The 19,166-nt window shown below is 55.3% G+C and carries 18 protein-coding genes and 1 riboswitch; of the genes, 8 read left to right on the top strand and 10 right to left on the bottom strand.

Annotation, left to right across the window (positions count from 1 at the left end; all coding sequences use genetic code 11):
* The first annotated feature begins 49 nt into the window (after nt 1–49).
* Nucleotides 50–1,177, top strand: coding sequence for a slipin family protein (locus ABLU87_RS14570; protein ID WP_014227527.1), 1,128 nt, complete (start codon nt 50–52; stop codon nt 1,175–1,177).
* Between the two features lie 5 nt (nt 1,178–1,182).
* On the top strand, nt 1,183–1,971 hold the full coding sequence (locus ABLU87_RS14565) for a nucleotidyltransferase domain-containing protein (protein ID WP_049083124.1): 789 nt from the start codon (nt 1,183–1,185) through the stop codon (nt 1,969–1,971).
* A 39-nt stretch (nt 1,972–2,010) separates the two neighbouring features.
* On the opposite strand, the gene lysC is transcribed toward ABLU87_RS14565, so the two are convergent.
* Complete coding sequence (lysC, locus tag ABLU87_RS14560) at nt 2,011–3,360, bottom strand: lysine-sensitive aspartokinase 3 (RefSeq protein WP_004097732.1); 1,350 nt, start codon at nt 3,358–3,360, stop codon at nt 2,011–2,013.
* Nucleotides 3,361–3,540: 180 nt separating this feature from the next.
* Nucleotides 3,541–3,774, bottom strand: a riboswitch (Lysine riboswitch).
* A 352-nt stretch (nt 3,775–4,126) separates the two neighbouring features.
* Here lysC and pgi point away from each other — a divergent pair.
* The gene (gene pgi / locus ABLU87_RS14555) at nt 4,127–5,776 is read left to right on the top strand and encodes a glucose-6-phosphate isomerase (RefSeq protein WP_004097737.1); all 1,650 of its coding nucleotides are present in this window, start codon (nt 4,127–4,129) and stop codon (nt 5,774–5,776) included.
* 45 nt (nt 5,777–5,821) lie between these two features.
* Here pgi and ABLU87_RS14550 read toward each other — a convergent pair whose 3' ends face one another.
* The 6 genes from ABLU87_RS14550 to ABLU87_RS14525 form a co-directional block, all read right to left on the bottom strand.
* On the bottom strand, nt 5,822–6,277 hold the full coding sequence (locus tag ABLU87_RS14550) for an acyltransferase (protein WP_004097740.1): 456 nt from the start codon (nt 6,275–6,277) through the stop codon (nt 5,822–5,824).
* 8 nt (nt 6,278–6,285) lie between these two features.
* Complete coding sequence (locus ABLU87_RS14545) at nt 6,286–6,795, bottom strand: GNAT family N-acetyltransferase (RefSeq protein WP_196942145.1); 510 nt, start codon at nt 6,793–6,795, stop codon at nt 6,286–6,288.
* 111 nt (nt 6,796–6,906) lie between these two features.
* Nucleotides 6,907–7,284, bottom strand: coding sequence for a Rid family detoxifying hydrolase (locus ABLU87_RS14540; RefSeq protein ID WP_004097745.1), 378 nt, complete (start codon nt 7,282–7,284; stop codon nt 6,907–6,909).
* A 25-nt stretch (nt 7,285–7,309) separates the two neighbouring features.
* On the bottom strand, nt 7,310–7,630 hold the full coding sequence (locus ABLU87_RS14535; RefSeq protein WP_004097748.1) for an AzlD domain-containing protein: 321 nt from the start codon (nt 7,628–7,630) through the stop codon (nt 7,310–7,312).
* The gene (locus ABLU87_RS14530) at nt 7,623–8,360 is read right to left on the bottom strand and encodes an AzlC family ABC transporter permease (RefSeq protein WP_196942144.1); all 738 of its coding nucleotides are present in this window, start codon (nt 8,358–8,360) and stop codon (nt 7,623–7,625) included. The genes ABLU87_RS14535 and ABLU87_RS14530 overlap by 8 nt, the downstream gene beginning before the upstream one ends.
* A gap of 67 nt (nt 8,361–8,427) precedes the next feature.
* On the bottom strand, nt 8,428–9,705 hold the full coding sequence (locus tag ABLU87_RS14525; protein WP_049083109.1) for an L-serine ammonia-lyase, iron-sulfur-dependent, subunit alpha: 1,278 nt from the start codon (nt 9,703–9,705) through the stop codon (nt 8,428–8,430).
* A gap of 377 nt (nt 9,706–10,082) precedes the next feature.
* Here ABLU87_RS14525 and psiE point away from each other — a divergent pair, with 377 nt between their 5' ends.
* Nucleotides 10,083–10,493: a phosphate-starvation-inducible protein PsiE gene (psiE, locus tag ABLU87_RS14520; RefSeq protein ID WP_004097754.1), complete on the top strand. Its 411-nt coding sequence runs from the start codon at nt 10,083–10,085 to the stop codon at nt 10,491–10,493.
* A 190-nt stretch (nt 10,494–10,683) separates the two neighbouring features.
* Here psiE and malG read toward each other — a convergent pair whose 3' ends face one another.
* The 3 genes from malG to malE form a co-directional block, all read right to left on the bottom strand.
* The gene (malG, locus tag ABLU87_RS14515) at nt 10,684–11,574 is read right to left on the bottom strand and encodes a maltose ABC transporter permease MalG (RefSeq protein ID WP_004097756.1); all 891 of its coding nucleotides are present in this window, start codon (nt 11,572–11,574) and stop codon (nt 10,684–10,686) included.
* Nucleotides 11,575–11,588: 14 nt separating this feature from the next.
* On the bottom strand, nt 11,589–13,133 hold the full coding sequence (gene malF / locus ABLU87_RS14510; RefSeq protein ID WP_025107705.1) for a maltose ABC transporter permease MalF: 1,545 nt from the start codon (nt 13,131–13,133) through the stop codon (nt 11,589–11,591).
* A 185-nt stretch (nt 13,134–13,318) separates the two neighbouring features.
* Nucleotides 13,319–14,509 carry a maltose/maltodextrin ABC transporter substrate-binding protein MalE gene (gene malE / locus ABLU87_RS14505; protein WP_014227534.1) on the bottom strand — a complete coding sequence of 397 codons (1,191 nt, stop codon included), beginning with the start codon at nt 14,507–14,509 and terminating at the stop codon, nt 13,319–13,321.
* A gap of 370 nt (nt 14,510–14,879) precedes the next feature.
* Between malE and malK the strand changes: the two genes are divergently transcribed.
* The 4 genes from malK to ubiC all read left to right on the top strand — a co-directional run bounded on the left by malK (nt 14,880) and on the right by ubiC (nt 19,165).
* Nucleotides 14,880–15,989, top strand: coding sequence for a maltose/maltodextrin ABC transporter ATP-binding protein MalK (malK, locus tag ABLU87_RS14500; RefSeq protein WP_004097762.1), 1,110 nt, complete (start codon nt 14,880–14,882; stop codon nt 15,987–15,989).
* A 171-nt stretch (nt 15,990–16,160) separates the two neighbouring features.
* Nucleotides 16,161–17,450, top strand: coding sequence for a maltoporin (locus ABLU87_RS14495; protein ID WP_014227535.1), 1,290 nt, complete (start codon nt 16,161–16,163; stop codon nt 17,448–17,450).
* Between the two features lie 111 nt (nt 17,451–17,561).
* The gene (gene malM, locus ABLU87_RS14490) at nt 17,562–18,479 is read left to right on the top strand and encodes a maltose operon protein MalM (protein WP_014837132.1); all 918 of its coding nucleotides are present in this window, start codon (nt 17,562–17,564) and stop codon (nt 18,477–18,479) included.
* Between the two features lie 188 nt (nt 18,480–18,667).
* The gene (gene ubiC, locus ABLU87_RS14485; protein ID WP_014227537.1) at nt 18,668–19,165 is read left to right on the top strand and encodes a chorismate lyase; all 498 of its coding nucleotides are present in this window, start codon (nt 18,668–18,670) and stop codon (nt 19,163–19,165) included.
* The last annotated feature ends 1 nt before the right edge of the window (nt 19,166 follow it).

Genomic DNA, 19,166 nt, shown 5'->3' with positions numbered 1-19,166 from the left:
CTGCGGCTTCGCCCCTGCACCCGCGCCTGATTTTGCTAAGGAACAAAAAATGACGAAGAAAATCACGATACGTAAAGGTCAGCTTGGCCTTTTATCCCGTCAGGGTGACTACTATCAGGTTCTGGAAGCGGGCGAGCATCGCCTGCCGTGGTTCAACGTCCCCGAAGTGCTGATCGTTAACCGGGACGGCAGCGAAGTGCCGGAGGCGCTGGCGGAGTATTTACGACGCTTTCAGCCGGAATGGATTGAACGCTACTGCCTGGCGGCGGATTTGACGGATGTCGAGGCCGGGGCGCTGTATGCCAACGGTGTGCTGCAGGAAATTTTACCGCCTTCGACGCGCCGACTGTACTGGTCCGCCGGTGATGAAATTCAGCTGCTACGTATCGATACCCGGCAGGTTGCGGTTCCGGCTGACATTATGAATGCGGTGCTGCAGCCGCGACGTCACGGGGCGGTAAAAGGTCGCGAAGCGATCCTCACCGTATCGGTGCCGGCGTGGCACGTCGGGGTGCTGAAAATCGACGGCGAGACACAATCGCTGCTGCAGCCTGGCCTGAGCGCGTACTGGAAGGTCAATCATCTGGTGGAAGCGGAAGTGGTCGATACCCGCCTGCAGGTGCTGGAGGTTGGCGGCCAGGAGATTCTGACCAAAGATAAAGTGAACCTGCGTTTAAATCTGGCGGCGAACTGGCGCTACAGCGATGTACTGCAGGCGTTTGGACAGCTGACGAAGCCGCTGGACCATCTGTATCGCGAGCTGCAGTTTGCGCTGCGTGAAGCCGTCGGAACGCGAACGCTGGATGAGCTGCTGGAAGATAAGAAAATCATTGATGAGGTCGTGAGCGCGCAGGTCACCGAGCGCATGGCGGCATTTGGTATCGACGTCGCGTCGCTGGGCGTGAAGGATATTGTGCTGCCCGGCGACATGAAAGCCATTTTGTCGCAGCTGGTGGAGGCGGAGAAATCGGCGCAGGCGAACGTGATCCGCCGGCGTGAAGAGACCGCGGCGACGCGCTCGCTGCTCAACACCGCGAAGGTGATGGAGAATAACCCGGTCGCGCTGCGCTTAAAAGAGCTGGAAACGCTGGAAAGAGTGGCGGAGCGTATCGATAAAATCTCGGTCTTTGGCGGCCTGGACCAGGTGCTGCATGGCCTGGTGAATCTAAAAGGATAATGAAAATGACGTATCACGCTGTAAGCGCCGCCATGCGCCATAAGGTGCGGCGGCAGTTAAAAGACGTGGAGCAGCGCTACGGCGTCAGAGTGCTCTACGCCTGCGAATCCGGCAGCCGGGGCTGGGGCTTTGCCTCGCCGGACAGCGATTATGATGTGCGGTTTCTCTACGTTCACCCGCTGGAGTGGTACCTGCGGGTGGATCCCCCGCGCGATGTTATTGAGCTGCCCATCGACGATGAGCTGGACGTCTGCGGCTGGGAGTGGCGCAAGGCGTTGGGTCTGCTGAAAGGGGCGAACCCGACGCTGATCGAATGGCTGGATTCACCGGTGGTGTATCAGCAGGATGACGCAACGGTTCAGGCGCTGAAGAAAGTGATACCGCATTGGTTTTCTCCGGTTCGCGCCCGCTGGCATTACTATTCGATGGCCCGTAAAAATTTTCGCGGCTATCTGCAAGGCGAACGGGTGCGGCTGAAAAAGTACTTTTACGTACTGCGCCCGCTGCTGGCCGTCCGTTGGGTTGAGGCGGGAAAAGGCGTGCCGCCGATGCGCTTTAATGAACTGCTGGCAGGAAGCGAGCTGGAAGCGGGTCTACGTGCGGAAATAGACGAGCTGCTGGAACGTAAACAGCGCGCAGGAGAGGCGGAAAACGGCCCGCGTCGACCGCTGCTGCATGCGTTTATTCAGTCCGAGCTGCTCAGAGGCGCAATCCCGCCAGCGCTGCCTGAGAGCCGGAGCGGTGATGTCAGGGAGTTGGACAGATTGCTGATGACCACGGTGATGGGAAACTAAAAATGGCCCGGCAGAAATGGCGGGCCATTTTATTCGCGATTACTCGAACAGATTATGATGCAGCTTCTGCACCACTTTTTCGGCATCCGCACCCGGGACCAGGAAGCACAGGTTATGGCTGGATGCGCCGTAGCAAATCATACGAATATTAAACGGGTCCAGTACGCCAAACACCTCTTTACCGACGCCGCACGCCTTCGACAGTTCATTACCAATGATGGCGACCAGCGCCAGATCCTGCTCGACCTCAACGCGGCACAGAGAGGAAAGTTCGGTCAACAGTCCCTGGGTGAGCAGGGTATCGCCAGCCGACGTCGAACCGGTGGTATCCATGGTCAGCGCCACGCTCACTTCCGACGTGGTGATCAGATCGACGGAGATACTGTGGCGGGCCAGAATACTGAATACCTCGGCCAGAAAACCGCGTGAGTGCAGCATATTCAGGCTGTGCAGGGTTAGCAGCGTCTGCTTGCGGCGCAGCGCCAGCGCGCGGAACAGCGGCGGGTTTTCGGTGTTTTTGCACACCAGCGTGCCGCCGGCTTTCGGCTCTTTGCTGGAGCCGACGAATACCGGAATATCGCTGCGCACGGCGGGGAGCAGGGTAGCCGGATGCAGGACCTTCGCGCCAAAGGTCGCCATTTCCGCCGCTTCTTCAAAAGCGATAACGTCAATGCGTTTGGCCGCCGGGGCGACGCGCGGGTCGGTGGTATAGATACCCGGAACATCGGTCCAGATGTCGACGCGGGTGGCGTTTAGCGCTTCGCCGAGTAGCGCGGCGGTATAGTCGCTGCCGCCGCGGCCAAGCGTGGTGGTGCGGCCTTTGGCTTCGCTGCCAATAAAGCCCTGGGTGATCACCACGCCTTCCGCAAGACGCGGGGCCAGCAGCTGCTGGGTTAATTCGGATAAGGCGGCAATATCCGGTTCCGCGCGGCCAAAGCGGTCGTTGGTGCGCATAATTTTGCGCACGTCGAACCACTGGGCGGCGATGCCGCGCTCGCGCAGGATCTCGACAAACAGCAGAGTAGACATCAGTTCGCCGTGGCTGACCAGTTCGTCGGTTAACGCGGTTGAACTGGCCAGGGAGGCGGCTTCCGCCAGGGTGGTGATGTTTTCCAGCAGGCGCTCAATTTCATCGCGAATAACGTTGGGATAGCGCAGACGCTCCAGAATATTGAACTGGATTTGACGCATGGCATCGAGCTTCGCGAAACGTTCGCCGGGTTCCAGCCCTTCCGCTAAGGCGACCAGCAGGTTGGTCACCCCCGCTGAGGCGGAAAGCACCACCACGCGGGTATTGGCGTCCAGCAGCGCGACGTCCACGCTGCGGTTCATGGCATCAAAATCGGCAACGCTGGTGCCGCCGAACTTGGCTACAACTAAGTCTGTCATAACAACCTCGTGTCAGGGGGCCTGACTTATTAAAACGATTCCAGAAAACCAATCCTGGCGGGGCTGGACGCAACCGGATTGCAATAAAATGTCTTAATAAGCCAGGCCAAATTATTCAGCCATGGCACAAGGGAAGAGCGAAAAACAGGGTGGGCGCAGAGCGATAAACAAACTACGATGTCACCCAGAAGTGCTCCACCTTGTAGACCCGCTTGCCGATGCTGTGCATCAGACGGCGAGTATGAAACGCCCGACTGCGAACGTTTCTGGTGACAACCCAGGGGATTCAGCCCCTGTGGCCGGTGATGAGCGTAACCAGACGCTTATTCACCTCGGCGTTGCTCCCCCTCACGTATTTTCCCCGGACTGGCTCCTCCAATACGGTTACCTGGGCAACGCACCTCTTCTGGCAATTACCGACGTCTTTCACTTTGCCAGGGGGACGCGGGACATTATACCCCCCTGCAATACCCTTTCGCTGTAGCGTGAAATGCGCGATCCATACCTACCTACGTATATGTAGGTACTGCCGTTATATAAAGGCTTCAGGCGAAGTATGTCAACGTCAGGGTTATGCGGATTTTTCATGCGCGAGTCGCTGACAGAAAAAAGCCTTATGATGTCTATACTATGAGGGGCGATTTGCGCCAAATTGGCTCTAATCCTGACGCGTATCATCGGCATAACACAAAAATCATCACAATTTTTCGTCACCGGCGCTACAATCGACCGCAGTCACAATTCTCAAATCAGAAGAGTATTGCTAATGAAAAACATCAACCCAACGCAGACCTCTGCCTGGCAGGCATTACAGAAACACTTTGATGAAATGAAAGACGTTACCATCGCGGATCTGTTCGCGAAGGATAGCGATCGTTTCTCTAAATTCTCCGCCACGTTCGACGATCTGATGCTGGTGGATTTTTCCAAAAACCGCATCACCGAAGAGACGCTGGCAAAACTGCAGGACCTGGCCAAAGAGACCTTCCTGGCAGACGCCATTAAATCCATGTTCTCCGGCGAGAAGATTAACCGCACGGAAGACCGCGCGGTGCTGCACGTTGCGCTGCGTAACCGCAGCAATACTCCGATTCTGGTTGATGGCAAAGACGTGATGCCGGAAGTGAACGCCGTGCTTGAGAAGATGAAAACCTTCTCCGAAGCCATTATCTCCGGCAGCTGGAAAGGCTACACCGGTAAAGCGATTACCGACGTCGTCAACATCGGTATCGGCGGCTCCGACCTCGGCCCGTTCATGGTGACCGAAGCGCTGCGCCCGTACAAAAATCACCTGAATATGCATTTTGTTTCTAACGTCGATGGTACCCACATTGCCGAAGTGCTGAAAACGGTGAACCCGGAAACTACCCTGTTCCTGGTCGCGTCGAAAACCTTTACTACTCAGGAAACCATGACCAACGCTCACAGCGCGCGCGACTGGTTCCTGGCGACCGCTGGCGATGAGAAGCACGTCGCGAAACACTTCGCCGCGCTCTCGACCAACGGTAAAGCGGTTGGCGAGTTCGGTATTGATACCGCCAATATGTTTGAGTTCTGGGACTGGGTTGGCGGCCGTTACTCTCTGTGGTCAGCCATCGGCCTGTCCATCATCCTGTCCGTGGGCTTCGACAACTTTGTTGAGCTGCTCTCCGGCGCGCACGCGATGGACAAACACTTCTCCACCACGCCGGCTGAGAAAAACCTGCCGGTGCTGCTGGCGCTGATCGGTATCTGGTACAACAACTTCTTCGGCGCTGAAACCGAAGCGATTCTGCCGTACGACCAGTATATGCACCGTTTTGCCGCCTACTTCCAGCAGGGCAACATGGAATCCAACGGTAAATACGTTGACCGTAACGGCAACGCCGTGGATTACCAGACTGGCCCAATCATCTGGGGCGAGCCGGGGACCAACGGTCAGCACGCGTTCTACCAGCTGATTCACCAGGGGACCAAAATGGTGCCTTGCGACTTTATCGCGCCGGCGATTACGCATAACCCGCTGTCCGATCACCATCCGAAGCTGCTGTCCAACTTCTTTGCGCAGACCGAAGCGCTGGCGTTTGGTAAATCCCGCGAAGTGGTTGAGCAGGAATATCGCGATCAGGGTAAAGATCCGGCGACCCTGGAACACGTGGTGCCGTTCAAAGTGTTTGAAGGCAACCGCCCCACCAACTCCATCCTGCTGCGTGAAATTACGCCGTTCAGCCTGGGCGCGCTGATTGCCCTGTATGAGCACAAAATCTTCACCCAGGGCGTGATTATGAATATCTTCACCTTCGACCAGTGGGGCGTTGAGCTGGGCAAACAGCTGGCTAACCGCATCCTGCCGGAGCTGAAAGATGGTTCCGAAGTGAGCAGCCACGACAGCTCCACTAACGGCCTGATTAACCGCTATAAATCCTGGCGCGCATAATCGCTAAAACGTTCGCAATGCCGGCCCATGTGGCCGGCATTTTTGTTATAGCCGCCGCAGCAGCTTTGCCGGGTTCCCGGCCCACACGCCTTTCTCCGTAATGGATTTAGTCACCACGCTGCCCGCGCCAATCACGACCCCATCGCAGATGCTGACCGCCAGAATGGTTGCGCCGCTGCCGATAGACACATCGTTGCCAATCACAATTCTTCCCCAGCTCTCGCGGTCGGCGTTGGGCTTTCCCTCGCGGAACATATCGTTGGCGAACATCACGCCGTGGCCGATAAAACAGCGCTCGCCGATGGTCACGTACTCGCAGATAAAGGTGTGGGACTGAATTTTGCTGTCGTTGCCGATACGGGTATGGCCCTGAATCTCTACAAACGGCCCGACGAAGACGTTATCGCCAAGCGTGCAGTCGTAAAGGTTGGCGGGCTGGTAAATCACCACGTTTTCGCCGCTGGCGACGTTGCGAATGGCGGTTTCACGAAGGGTATGCATGCTGCCTCTCAGATTGGTTTAGCCAGAATATGGAGTGTGCTTTCCTGGGTTGCAGAATGAAATGCCACATCCTTCACGTGCTGCATCCCCTGACGTTCATAAAAACGGCGGGCACCGGTATTCGCGGCGAGCACTTCCAGCCATAGCCAGCTTTCACCGGTCTCTTTCGCTCGCTTCTCGACGGCGCGAAAAATCTGCTCGCCGTAGCGATGCCCGGTAGCGTCAGGTAATAGATAGAGTTTATGCAATAGCGTACCCGTAGGGCCTTCGGGGTTGATGTCCTGGCGGCAGGCATATTTAGCAAAGCCAATTGGCTCCTCTGCCTCAGCAATCAACCAGCAGCACTGCGGATCGGCCAGGCTGTGCGCCAGCACGGCCATGGAATACTCTTGCTGCAGGTAGTGCTCCATTTCATCGGCGTTGTGCCAGAGGTGGGCAAAGTGGTGGCGATAGCTGGCATTGGCCATCTGGTTGAGTAAAGCCGCATCTTCCGGACGTGCAAGACGAATCTTTAGCATTCTGCGTTCCTCGCAAAGAAGTGGCGATATTTTGCCCGTAAAGTTCGCTGCGGGTAAACCTCAAAAGTGGGGGGGATAAGAAGTGGCCGGAGGATGGCCTCCGGCCGGGGATCAGGCGACGGCGATGGCTTCGATCTCAATGCCCGCATCTTTAGGCAGTCTGGCGACTTCGACGCAGGAACGGGCCGGAAAGGCCGCGTTGTGTTCGGTGAAGAACGCTTCATACACCGCGTTGATGGTGGCGAAGTCATTCAGATCCTTGACGAAGACCATCGTCTTAACGATGTTTTTCACCTGCAAACCCGCCGCTTCAACGATAGCCTTAACGTTGTCCAGCGACTGTCGCGTCTGCTGAGCGATGTCGTCAGACATGGTGCCGTCCTGCGGATTGACCGGGAGCTGCCCTGAGGTCATCGTCATGGTACCCAGATTTACTCCCTGAACATACGGGCCAATGGCGGCAGGCGCAGCGGCGGTGGTAATTATCATTCTGTTGATTCCTTCTGATAGGTGATTACATGAAATAGTTGAGCAAAACCAGTGAACCGACGCCGCTGACGACGACCCAGACCAGGCCCAGGCGGAAGCTGGCGAGCGTGCAGATAATCGCGGCGATCACCTTCGGGTTTTTCAAATCGAACTCCATGCTGGAGTTCACGCTCAGGATCTGAATCGTGATGATGGCCGGCAGCACGGTCACCGGCACAAAACGCAGCGTTTTGCTGACCCGGCTCGACATCTGAATCTTCCCGGCGAGGCCAATGAACGAGAAGCGAATAAGAAAGGTCACGGCGGCCATGCCCAGCGTCAGGGCGATAAAAAAGCTATTACTCATTTTCCAGCGCTCCTTCGAGAGAGAGTTTGTCAGCGGCCTGCGCCTGTTTACGCTCTTCGGCGAGATCGACGCTCAGGCCCGCCATTACGCCCAGTACGGACGCGACGACGATACCTAACGAGTAGGGCAGTACGACCAAAAGTACCCCGGATACGGCAGCAACAACGGCGGCGACGGTGCAGGCCTGGCTTTTGATTTGTGGGACCACGATGGCGATAAATGCGGCGACCATCGCGAAGTCCAGACCATATTTTTCAATGTGCGGAAAAGAGGCGCCAACCAGAGCGCCAAGGAAATCGGCTAGCACCCAGGCGAACCAAAACGTCAGCATTGCTGAAAAATAGAAAAGATATTTATCTTTTTTATTCTCCTCCATCTCTTTCACCGTCGCGGCGTACACTTCATCGGTCAGGGCATACGCCATAAAGCATTTTTTAAAGAAGGAGGCTTCGCGTACCGTACTGGAAATAGAGGCGCTATAAAGCACATGGCGAAGATTAATAATCAGCGTGGTGAATATAATCACCCCAAGGCTCGCTCCGGTTTTTAGCATATTTAACGCCAGCATTTGTGCCGAACCGGCGATGACAATCGTCGACCATGCCGTACTTTGCCAGATACTCATCCCGGCGCTAACGCTTAGCGCGCCGACAATAAATGAAAACGGAAAGTCGCCGATGCACAGGGGAAGTATGGCGCTCATACCCCGTAGAATCACTTTTTTGTTCATAAACAATACCTGTTGTATTCAGGAGATTAATTATTTGTGTAAGGTACATTAAAACGCTAATTAATGATTACTTTGCTACCATAATGTTGATGATTTCTTTATCGGTATAGGCCATAGGCTTAATTACCAGACGGCAGAGATTATTAATAGTCTGCTCAACGTCAGCGCAAACAATGCCGTCATTAGAGCCTGCGCAGCTATTTTGCATCGCCATCAGTACGGCCTTAAAGGCGCTGGAAACCACGGACGATACTTTCATTGCGCAGCTATTAGAGGCGCCATCGCAAATCATGCCGGTAATATCGCTGATCATATTAATAATAGCGGTATTAATTGTTTGCAGGTCACGGGTAAATAACCACGCCATGCCTGCCGCGGCGCCCATCGCTGCCGTGGACGCCGCGCATAGCGCGGACAGACGCGTATAGCGGGAGTGGATCGATATGGCGGTCAGGTGGGAGAGCGCCAGCGCCCGCGCGAGGGTCTCTTCATCAGCGTTAAGATGCTCCGCGACCGTCACTACCGGCATGGTGGCGGCGATACCCTGGTTACCGGAACCAAAGTTAGACATCGCGACGACGGGGGCTCCGCCCATTCGCGCGTCGGATGCGGCGACGGTATTGATGATGACTTTACTCAGCAGGTCGTTGCTGAGCAGGCCATTTTTTACCGCATCAGAGAAGGTGCCGTTGATGTTCAAACCGTATTTTTTGCTTTTACCTTCCTCCGCCAGCGCCGAATTGAGCCGGGCGGCTTCGAGAATAAATGCGATGTCGGCGAATTCGACCTCGCTAATAAAATCAAAGGCCTCGGCAAGCGAAAAGGTTGCTAATGTTTCCTGCTGCGTTACCGTACTCTGTTTGTCCGCCAGCACCTGCGCTTCGCCATTAATATACAGCTCAACGATATTGGTATGCGTGCCCTTGACCACCACGCGGCAGCTCTTTTCGCCACCCGTTAGCGTCAGATCCAGATGAATAAAGTCAGGAGTATCTTTCACGCTAATATTGACCTGGCCATCGGCAATTAACATCTGGGCTAATTCAACATGCCGTTCGGTAATTCCCTCCAGCGTTTTTAAACCTTTATCCGCATCGCCACCAAATGCGCCAATTGCGGCTGCGAGCGCCACCCCGCTGACGGAAGTGCCCGGAATAGTTACGCCCATCGCATTCTTGTACAGGTTCGCAGAAATAAAGCCGCTAATGTTTTGACAAGCCGTATCTAAATGTTTTGCAGCGTAAGCGGCGGTAAAAGAAATAGCAACGGGTTCCGTACAGCCTAATGCCGGAGCCACTTCTTTTTTTAGCCAGTTTATAAACAGGGATGAGTGTTCAGTAGTCATGTTTTATATCGTTCCGCTAACGAGGGTTTATTAATCTGCGAGTATGCTAAGTCAATTTCTAAGGAAAAACTTACTCTAATGCGGGCGTAATTTATGCCTGAAAGAGAAAAATATTCGCTTATTACAATATTGTAAAATTGTGATCTTATTATGGTTAATTAACTGATTTGACGGGTATTTATATTCTGTTTTTTGAACATAAAAAGGGATTTAGTTAACTACCTCACAGCGTTGCCGAAAGTAAAAATTTCTCTTTTTACGTATTTCATCGGAGATGAGAAAGGCAAGCAGTGGAAAGAAGGGACTCACAAATGTAGATCTGGATCACATTTTTGCGTTATACAGGTCACAGGAAATCATGATGATGAGGTGTACCTATGCCGCCGGTTTATCGTCCGTTGGTGAGTTTTATTGCAACCGCAATGCAAACCGTTTTGAATCTTGGCCTGCTGTGCCTGGGGGTCATTCTGATCGTATTTCTGGGAAAGGAGACGCTGCATCTGGCGCACGTCCTGTTCACCCCGGAGCCTGTCAGCAAGTACAAGCTGGTGGAAGGGCTGGTGGTCTACTTCCTCTATTTCGAGTTTATCGCGCTGATAGTGAAGTACTTTGAGTCGGGATTTCACTTCCCGCTGCGCTACTTTGTCTATATCGGCATCACCGCAATCGTCCGCCTGATCATTATCGATCATGAGTCGCCTATGGCGGTGCTGATTTACTCCGCGGCGATCCTGATTCTGGTGATAACGCTCTGGCTGTGTAACTCCAACCGTCTGAAGCGCGAATAAAAAAAGCGGCCTCCAGGGCCGCTGACCAACAGTCACAAATAGAATTTATGTAGGGTCCAGTTGAGGATAGCAGTGGCATTTGCCTTACTTTTTCAGCTGAGGGCGACGGCGGTAATACCCGGTTGGGGTCGCGCATTACCGCTAAACCGTCGGCCCTCATCTGAAATTTGGGGCGGGTGTTACAAAAAAATTAACCTTTCACTCCGCCAGCCGTCAGGCCGTTAACCAACCAGCGCTGGGCCAGCAGGAACACCACGGTAATCGGAATGGCGGAAAGCACCGCCGCGGCGGCAAAGTCGCCCCACAGATAGTTCTGCGGGTTGAGATACTGTTGCATTCCGACCGCAAGGGTATAGCTGTTCACATCGCGCAGCAGCAGGGAGGCCACCGGCACTTCGGTAATCGCCGCGATGAACGACAGAATAAACACCACCGCCAGAATCGGTACCGACAGCGGGAGCAGCACGAGGCGGAAAGCCTGCCATGGGGTCGCACCGTCCAGCGCCGCCGCTTCTTCAAGCGAGCCGTCGATGGTTTCGAAGTAACCTTTGATTGTCCAGACGTGCAGCGCGATACCGCCCATGTAGGCGAAGATGACGCCGCCGTGGGTATTCAGGCCGACGAACGGCACGTACTGGCCGAGACGGTCAAACAGGGCGTACAGCGCGACCAGCGACAGCACCGCGGGGAACATCTGGAAAATCAGCATCCCTTTCAGCAGCGTTGCTTTACCCGGGAAGCGCATGCGGGCAAAAGCGTAAGCGCAGGTGGTAGAAAGCGCGACGATGCCAATGGCGGTAATGCCTGCCACCTTGATGGAGTTCCACAGCCACAGCAGCACCGGGAAGGGGGGCGGCGTGACGCGACCATCAGCGTGTTCGACGCTGAAGCCGAGCGCCAGCCGCCAGTGCTCCCAGGAGATACTTTCGGGGATCAGGCTACCGGTGGCGAAGTTCCCTTCGCGCAGAGAGATAGCGATGACCATCAGCAGCGGGAACATAATCGCCGCGATAAAAATCAGCAGCAGGAGGTGCGTCGTGAACAGGCGCAGCTTCTGAGATTTGGGTTGAACCATAGCCATAATCGTTATCTCCCTTAATCAAACTTCATACGTGTGGCTTTCAGGTTAACAATCGCCAGGGCGCCTACCAGCAGGAAGATCAGCGTGGCGATAGCCGCCGCAAGGCCGAAGTCCTGACCGCCGCCGCCTTCAAAGGCGATACGGTAGGTATAGCTCACCAGCAGGTCGGTGTAGCCCGCCGGCGTGGTGGTGCCGAGCCGGTCCGGCCCGCCGTTGGTCAACAGCTGAATCAGCACGAAGTTGTTAAAGTTAAAGGCGAAGCTGGCGATCATCAGCGGCGTCAGCGGCTTGATCAGCAGCGGCAGCGTAATTTTGAAGAAGTTCTGGAACGGCGTAGCGCCATCCATTGCCGAGGCTTCATATAAATCGTCAGGAATCGCTTTCAGCAGGCCCATGCACAGGATCATCATGTACGGATAGCCCAGCCAGGTGTTGACGATGATAATCATGGTACGCGCGGTGGTCGGGTCGCTAAACCAGGCCGGCTTGATGCCGAACAGCGCGCTGAGCATCATGTTGATCTCACCAAAGCTCTGGTTGAACAACCCTTTGAAAATCAGAATCGAGATAAACGACGGTACGGCGTAAGGCAGAATCAGCAGTACGCGGTAAATCGCTTTACCTTTCAGGGCTTCCCACTGGACGAGACAGGCGAGCACCATGCCGACCGCAACGGTGAGAATCACGGTCAGAACGGAGAACACCACCGTCCAGACGAAAATCGCGAAGAACGGTTTCTGGATGCCTTCATCCTGGAACACGCGAGTGAAGTTATCCCAGCCGATGGTCACGGTGTAGCCCGGGCTGAGCTTTTCGCTGCCCCAGCTACCGTCGGCGTTCATCGCCTGATAGAAACCGACCTCGGCGTTCGGACGGTATTTCACGCCGCTCTGGTTGTTGGTCAGCGTGCCGTCACTGGCCAGCGCGTACAGCGGCTGAGTACCGGAGAACTGACGCAGGGAGCTCATAATGACTTTGCTTTCATCCGGCAACACGGCGGTCAGCTGGTTCAGGGCGGTACGGTTTTGCGTAATCACGCGCAGCGTGGCGCGCTCGCCTTCCGGCAGGGCGTCTGCCTCTTTTAAGGCCAGCTTCTGTTCGCCGCCGAATTTAAAGGCGTCGGAAAGATAGTTTTTGCCGCTTTCGCCGTCGGTCAGCGCCAGCTTCCACTCATCTCCCGCCGGATAAAGCGCGAAGTTGTAGGATTTCCCTGCCTGGAAGGAGCGGTCCATCAGCACCTGTTGGGCGCGTTCGAAGGTCAGCTGGTTAGTGCTGCTGTAGTTGGTAAAAGCGATAGCGATAGTGCAGATCAGCGGGAACAGGACGAACAGCCCCATCCCGGCGAGACCCGGATAAACATAGCGCCAGGCGTAGGCCTTGCGATTGGAAAAAATATACAGGCCAACCGAGCTCAAAATCAGCGTCATGATGGCAAACAGGTACTCCCCCTGGGCGTACATCAAAACAACAAGGTAACCCACCAGCAGGCACAGCAAGCCGATCACAGACCATGTGAGCTGCGGGCTTTGCCACCAGTGCTTCTTTTTCACGACATCCATGGGGATCATCCTCTTTACACTTTATCCTTCGCGCTACCTCTTTGTTGGCTGCGGATGCGTACCCCAGTCACTTACTGATGTAAGCTCCTGGGATTTGCATCCTTGCCGCCTCGATGTAGCGCGAATGATTTCGCGTAACAACGTATTCAACAAACCTTATTCCCTAAGAAATAAGGGAAACCGTATTACTTGGTGATACGAGCCTGTGCGTCTTTCAGCGCCGCATCGACGGTCTGGCGACCGCTAGCGGCGTTGATCACTGCGGTACGAACGGCATACCAGAAGGCGGACATCTGCGGAATATTCGGCATGATTTCACCTTTCTGGGCGTTAGCCATGGTGGCGGCGATACGCGGATCTTTTTCCAGTTTTTCCTGGAAGGATTTCAGCGCGACCGCGCCCAGCGGTTTGTCCTTGTTCACTTCATCCAGACCCTGATCGGTCATCAGGTAGTTTTCGAGGAACTCTTTCGCCAGTTCTTTGTTCGGGCTGGCGGCGTTAATACCGGCGCTCAGTACGCCAACGAACGGTTTAGAAGGGTTGCCTTTGAAGGTCGGCAGCAGGGTAACGCCGTAGTTAACCTTGCTCTTATCGATGTTAGACCACGCCCACGGACCGTTGATGGTCATCGCGGTTTCGCCTTTGTTGAATGCCGCTTCCGCGATGGAGTAGTCGGTGTCGGCGTTCATATGCTTGTTCTTGATAAGGTCGACCAGGAAGGTCAGGCCCGCTTTCGCGCCAGCGCTATCCACGCCTACGTCTTTCACGTCGTACTTGCCGTTTTCAAACTTGAACGCATAACCGCCGTCGGCGGCGATCAGCGGCCAGGTGAAGTACGGTTCTTGCAGGTTGAACATCAGCGCGCTCTTACCTTTCGCTTTCAGTTCTTTATCCAGCGCCGGGATCTCTTCCCAGGTTTTCGGCGGGTTTGGCACCAGGTCTTTGTTATAGATCAGCGACAGCGCTTCAACGGCAACCGGGTAGGCAATCAGCTTGCCGTTATAGCGAACCGCATCCCAGGTGAACGGATAGAGTTTGTCCTGGAACGCTTTATCCGGGGTGATTTCCGCCAGCAGGCCGGACTGCGCGTAGCCGCCAAAACGGTCGTGAGCCCAGAAGATGATGTCAGGGCCGTCGCCGGTCGCGGCAACCTGCGGGAATTTCTCTTCCAGCTTATCCGGATGCTCTACGGAGACTTTAATGCCGGTGTCTTTTTCAAACTTTTTACCCACTTCAGCGAGGCCGTTGTAGCCTTTGTCGCCGTTAATCCAGATAACCAGCTTACCTTCTTCGATTTTTGCGAGGGCAGAGGCGGAAAACATCATCGTGGTCAATGCAGACAGCGCGAGGATGCGAGCGCCAGTTTTGATTTTCATATACCCGTCCTATTTGGTGATGTGCTCGTGGATACACTTGAGTGGCTTAACGGTGATGAGTTTCCTTTTTTAACAACCTCTTTCCATCCTCCCCATGTCTACGCCCCATCCCCCGATAGTGTGATCTCCATTGCAGAAATGCCGGTTATGAGTCCTGGAGCACATAAAAAGGCGGCCAATTTTGCAGGCTACATCACGAAATCGACGTCCGTCCGTCCCCCCCGGCGGCGAGAAGCAATCTCTCATCCTCCCGCCTCCTCCCCCATAAAAAAGCCGGGGGGTGGAGGATTTACCCTATTTATGAATGCCGCATAGTCAGCCCATCTTGAATGTGTCGTTAAGTGACAGGTTGTAACGAAGGGAGAAGGGCATGGCGAGCGTACAGCTGCGAAATGTAACGAAAGCCTGGGGTGACGTAGTGGTATCGAAAGATATCAATCTCGAGATCCAGGATGGGGAGTTCGTCGTGTTTGTTGGGCCATCAGGCTGCGGCAAATCCACCCTGCTGCGTATGATTGCCGGGCTGGAAACGGTGACCAGCGGCGATCTGCTGATTGGCGATACCCGAATGAATGATGTCCCGCCCGCCGAGCGCGGTATCGGGATGGTGTTTCAGTCTTATGCGCTTTACCCCCACCTTTCCGTCGCGGAAAACATGTCTTTTGGCCTGAAGCTGGCCGGCGCCAAAAAAGAGCTGATTAACCAGCGCGTGACTCAGGTGGCGGAGGTTCTTCAGCTGGCCCATCTGCTGGAGCGCAAACCGAAAGCGCTTTCCGGCGGTCAGCGTCAGCGCGTGGCGATTGGCCGTACCCTGGTGGCTGAACCGCGCGTGTTCCTGCTGGATGAACCGCTCTCTAACCTCGATGCCGCGCTGCGCGTGCAGATGCGCATTGAGATTTCCCGTCTGCATAAGCGTCTTGGCCGCACGATGATTTACGTGACCCACGACCAGGTCGAAGCGATGACCCTGGCCGACAAGATTGTGGTGCTGGACGCCGGTCGCGTCGCGCAGGTCGGGAAGCCTCTCGAACTCTATCACTACCCGGCGGATCGTTTCGTCGCGGGCTTTATTGGCTCGCCGAAGATGAACTTCCTGCCGGTGAAAGTCACCGCTACCGCCATTGAGCAGGTGCAGGTGGAGCTGCCAAACCGTCAGCAGGTCTGGCTGCCGGTGGACAGCGCCCGCGTTCAGGTCGGCGCCAACATGTCCTTAGGGATTCGCCCGGAACATCTGCTGCCCAGCGATATCGCCGACGTCACCCTTGAAGGTGAAGTTCAGGTGGTCGAACAGCTCGGCCACGAAACGCAAATTCATATCCAGATCCCATCCATCCGTCAAAACCTGGTTTACCGCCAGAACGACGTGGTGCTGGTAGAAGAGGGAGCCACATTCGCCATCGGTTTGCCGCCGGAGCGCTGCCATTTATTCCGTGAGGATGGCACCGCTTGTCGTCGGCTGCATAAAGAGCCGGGCGTGTAAGGCTTCTAACTAAAAAAAAACACAAAACCATTCGCGCTGCATCGAGGCGGCAAGGGAATGAATCCCTGGGAGCGTACAAAAGTACGTGACCAGGGTGAGTGAGCGCAGCCAACAAAGAGGCAGCCCGAAGGGTGAAGTGTTCAAAGAAAAGCAATGATCTCAGGAGATAGAATGATGATTACTCTGCGCAAACTTCCACTGGCGGTCGCCGTTGCGGCAGGCGTTATGTCTGCTCAGGCGCTGGCCGTTGATTTCCACGGCTACGCTCGTTCTGGTATCGGCTGGACCGGCAGCGGCGGTGAGCAACAGTGCTTCAAAGCCACGGGTGCTCAAAGCAAATACCGTCTTGGCAACGAATGTGAAACCTATGCGGAACTGAAGCTGGGCCAGGAGTTGTGGAAAGAAGGTGATAAGAGTTTTTATTTCGATACTAACGTCGCTTATTCCGTAAATCAGGAAGATGACTGGGAAAGTACCTCTCCGGCGTTTCGTGAAGCTAACATCCAGGGTAAAAACCTGATTGACTGGCTGCCGGGTTCTACCCTGTGGGCCGGTAAGCGCTTCTACCAGCGTCATGACGTTCACATGATCGACTTCTACTACTGGGATATCTCCGGCCCGGGTGCGGGTCTGGAAAACGTTGACCTCGGCTTCGGTAAACTCTCTCTGGCGGCCACGCGTAACTCAGAAAGCGGCGGTTCTTACACTTTCTCCAGCGATGACACCAAGAAATTTGCTGCTAAAACCGCAAACGACGTCTTTGACGTGCGTCTGGCCGGTATGGAAATCAACCCGGGCGGCGTACTGGAGTTAGGCGTGGATTATGGCCGCGCTAACCCGCAGGACGATTACCGTCTGGTTGATGGCGCATCAAAAGACGGCTGGATGTTCACCGGTGAACATACTCAGTCTATCTGGGGCGGCTTCAACAAGTTTGTTGTTCAGTATGCGACCGACTCGATGACCTCCTGGAACAGCGGTCACTCCCAGGGAACCAGCATCGATAACAACGGCAGCATGATCCGCGTTCTGGATCACGGCGCGATGGACTTCAACGATGACTGGGGCCTGATGTACGTTGCGATGTACCAGGACGTGGACCTGGACAGCAACAACGGTTCTACCTGGTACACCGTCGGTGTTCGTCCGATGTACAAATGGACGCCGATCATGAGCACCCAGCTGGAAGTCGGTTACGACAACGTGAAATCTCAGCGCACCAGCGAAAACAACAACCAGTACAAAATTACCCTGGCCCAGCAATGGCAGGCGGGTAACAGCGTCTGGTCTCGCCCGGCAATCCGTATTTTCGCGACCTACGCAAAATGGGATGAGAACTGGGGCTACAGCAACACCTCCGGTCTGCAGACTAAAGACGGCAGCGGTAACGGGGTTTACACCTCCAGCCGCGGTAACGATAGCGAAGTGACCTTCGGTGCGCAGATGGAAGTTTGGTGGTAACACCGCCGTAATCATGTAGTGACACGGAGGGGCTCTGCCCCTCCTGATTCTTCAGGATTAGCGCGCTATTGCCTGGCCACCGCTAAACCTACGCTATCCGAGGTGAGAACAATGAAAATGAAGAAAACTCTCGTCGCCCTGTGTTTATCCGCAGGAATGTTGGCATGCGCGCCGGGAATGAGCCTTGCCGACGTCAACTTTGTCCCGCAAAACACCAGCGCAGCGCCCGCCATCCCCGGCGCTGCCCTACAGCAGCTCGTCTGGACGCCAGTCGATCAATCTAAAACGCAGACCGTTGATTTACTCACGGGCGGCCAGCGCCTGGATGTTGCCGGCATCTCCGGACCGGTTGCGGCCTGGAGCGTTCCGGCGAATATTGGCGAACTGACCCTGACGCTCACGAGCGAAGTGAATAAGCAAAAACAGATTTTTGCGCCGAACGTGCTGATTCTCGATCAGAATATGACGCCATCCGCGTTCTTCCCCAGCAGCTATTTTACCTATCAGCAGCCCGGCGTGATGACCGCGGATCGGCTTGAAGGCGTCATGCGCCTGACCCCGGCGCTGGGGCAGCAGAAGCTTTACGTGCTGGTCTTTACGACGGAAAAAGATTTACAACAAACCACGACTCTGCTGGATCCGGCGAAAGCTTACGCTAAAGGCGCGGGCAATGCCGTGCCGGATATTCCAGACCCGATAGCCCGCCACACCACCGATGGCGTGCTGAAGCTAAAAGTCAAAACCAATAGCGGCTCCAGCGTGCTGGTTGGTCCGCTGTTTGGCTCTTCCGGCAATGGCCCGGTGACCGTCGGCAATACCGCCGCGCCGGTTGTCGCGCCGGCCCCGGCTCCGGCGGCGAAAAGCGAACCGATGCTTGATGACACCGAAACCTATTTCAACAACGGCATTAAGCAGGCGGTTGCGAAAGGCGATATCGATAAAGCCCTGAAATTGATGAACGAAGCTGAACGTCTTGGCTCGAAATCTGCTCGTTCCACCTTTATCAGCAGTGTAAAAGGCAAGGGGTGACCGTCTCCCCGCAATGCTGATGTTTAGGCACAGCCTTTAGGTGCGTCCGTCAGGGCGCACTTTTTTTTAGCGCGCCGCAGCCTCTGTTGCACGGCTGTTGCGCGGATGATCGTATATTGACGTTTGCCCGCCCCCGATGCCCCATTCTGCGATACAATACCTTTACGTTATGTACCGGAGATTCAGGCATGCCACATCCTGCGCTTACGCAACTGCGTGCGCTGCATTATTTTGCCGCTATGCCCCCGCTGGATGCGCATCTGCGCGACTGGCTATTGCTGGAAGACTCAATGACCAAACGCTTTGAGCAGCAGGGGAAGAAAGTCAGCGTCATCATGGTTAACGAAGGTTTTGTTGGACGCGACGCGCTGGCCGGTGAGGCGCCCCTGTTACCGAGCGAACCCCGCTACTGGCTGCGGGAAATCATTCTTTGCGCCAACGGTGAACCCTGGCTGGCCGGGCGCACGATAGTGCCCGAATCAACGCTGAGCGGCCCCGAACTGGCGCTGCAACAGCTGGGGCAAACGCCGTTGGGCCGCTATCTCTTCACGTCATCGACGCTAACCCGTGATTTTATTGAAATTGGTCGTCATGCAGAGCTGTGGGGGCGTCGTTCCCGCCTCCGGTTGAGCGGCAAACCGCTGCTGCTGACGGAACTGTTTTTGCCTGCATCGCCGTTGTATTAAG

The organism is Klebsiella sp. CB_Kp196 (genome assembly GCF_040061575.1).
Taxonomy (GTDB): Bacteria; Pseudomonadota; Gammaproteobacteria; order Enterobacterales; family Enterobacteriaceae; genus Klebsiella; species Klebsiella michiganensis.
Note: the sequence above shows the minus strand (reverse complement) of the source record. Positions and strands in the feature narration are given on the sequence as shown.

Excerpts from the sequence above, each read along its gene's own strand:
- ABLU87_RS14570 (WP_014227527.1), top strand. The coding sequence starts at position 50 with ATGACGAAGAAAATCACGATACGTAAAGGTCAGCTTGGCCTTTTATCC.
- ABLU87_RS14565 (WP_049083124.1), top strand. The coding sequence starts at position 1,183 with ATGACGTATCACGCTGTAAGCGCCGCCATGCGCCATAAGGTGCGGCGG.
- lysC (WP_004097732.1), bottom strand. The coding sequence starts at position 3,360 with ATGACAGACTTAGTTGTAGCCAAGTTCGGCGGCACCAGCGTTGCCGAT.
- pgi (WP_004097737.1), top strand. The coding sequence starts at position 4,127 with ATGAAAAACATCAACCCAACGCAGACCTCTGCCTGGCAGGCATTACAG.
- ABLU87_RS14550 (WP_004097740.1), bottom strand. The coding sequence starts at position 6,277 with ATGCATACCCTTCGTGAAACCGCCATTCGCAACGTCGCCAGCGGCGAA.
- ABLU87_RS14545 (WP_196942145.1), bottom strand. The coding sequence starts at position 6,795 with ATGCTAAAGATTCGTCTTGCACGTCCGGAAGATGCGGCTTTACTCAAC.
- ABLU87_RS14540 (WP_004097745.1), bottom strand. The coding sequence starts at position 7,284 with ATGATAATTACCACCGCCGCTGCGCCTGCCGCCATTGGCCCGTATGTT.
- ABLU87_RS14535 (WP_004097748.1), bottom strand. The coding sequence starts at position 7,630 with ATGAGTAATAGCTTTTTTATCGCCCTGACGCTGGGCATGGCCGCCGTG.
- ABLU87_RS14530 (WP_196942144.1), bottom strand. The coding sequence starts at position 8,360 with ATGAACAAAAAAGTGATTCTACGGGGTATGAGCGCCATACTTCCCCTG.
- ABLU87_RS14525 (WP_049083109.1), bottom strand. The coding sequence starts at position 9,705 with ATGACTACTGAACACTCATCCCTGTTTATAAACTGGCTAAAAAAAGAA.
- psiE (WP_004097754.1), top strand. The coding sequence starts at position 10,083 with ATGCCGCCGGTTTATCGTCCGTTGGTGAGTTTTATTGCAACCGCAATG.
- malG (WP_004097756.1), bottom strand. The coding sequence starts at position 11,574 with ATGGCTATGGTTCAACCCAAATCTCAGAAGCTGCGCCTGTTCACGACG.
- malF (WP_025107705.1), bottom strand. The coding sequence starts at position 13,133 with ATGGATGTCGTGAAAAAGAAGCACTGGTGGCAAAGCCCGCAGCTCACA.
- malE (WP_014227534.1), bottom strand. The coding sequence starts at position 14,509 with ATGAAAATCAAAACTGGCGCTCGCATCCTCGCGCTGTCTGCATTGACC.
- malK (WP_004097762.1), top strand. The coding sequence starts at position 14,880 with ATGGCGAGCGTACAGCTGCGAAATGTAACGAAAGCCTGGGGTGACGTA.
- ABLU87_RS14495 (WP_014227535.1), top strand. The coding sequence starts at position 16,161 with ATGATGATTACTCTGCGCAAACTTCCACTGGCGGTCGCCGTTGCGGCA.
- malM (WP_014837132.1), top strand. The coding sequence starts at position 17,562 with ATGAAAATGAAGAAAACTCTCGTCGCCCTGTGTTTATCCGCAGGAATG.
- ubiC (WP_014227537.1), top strand. The coding sequence starts at position 18,668 with ATGCCACATCCTGCGCTTACGCAACTGCGTGCGCTGCATTATTTTGCC.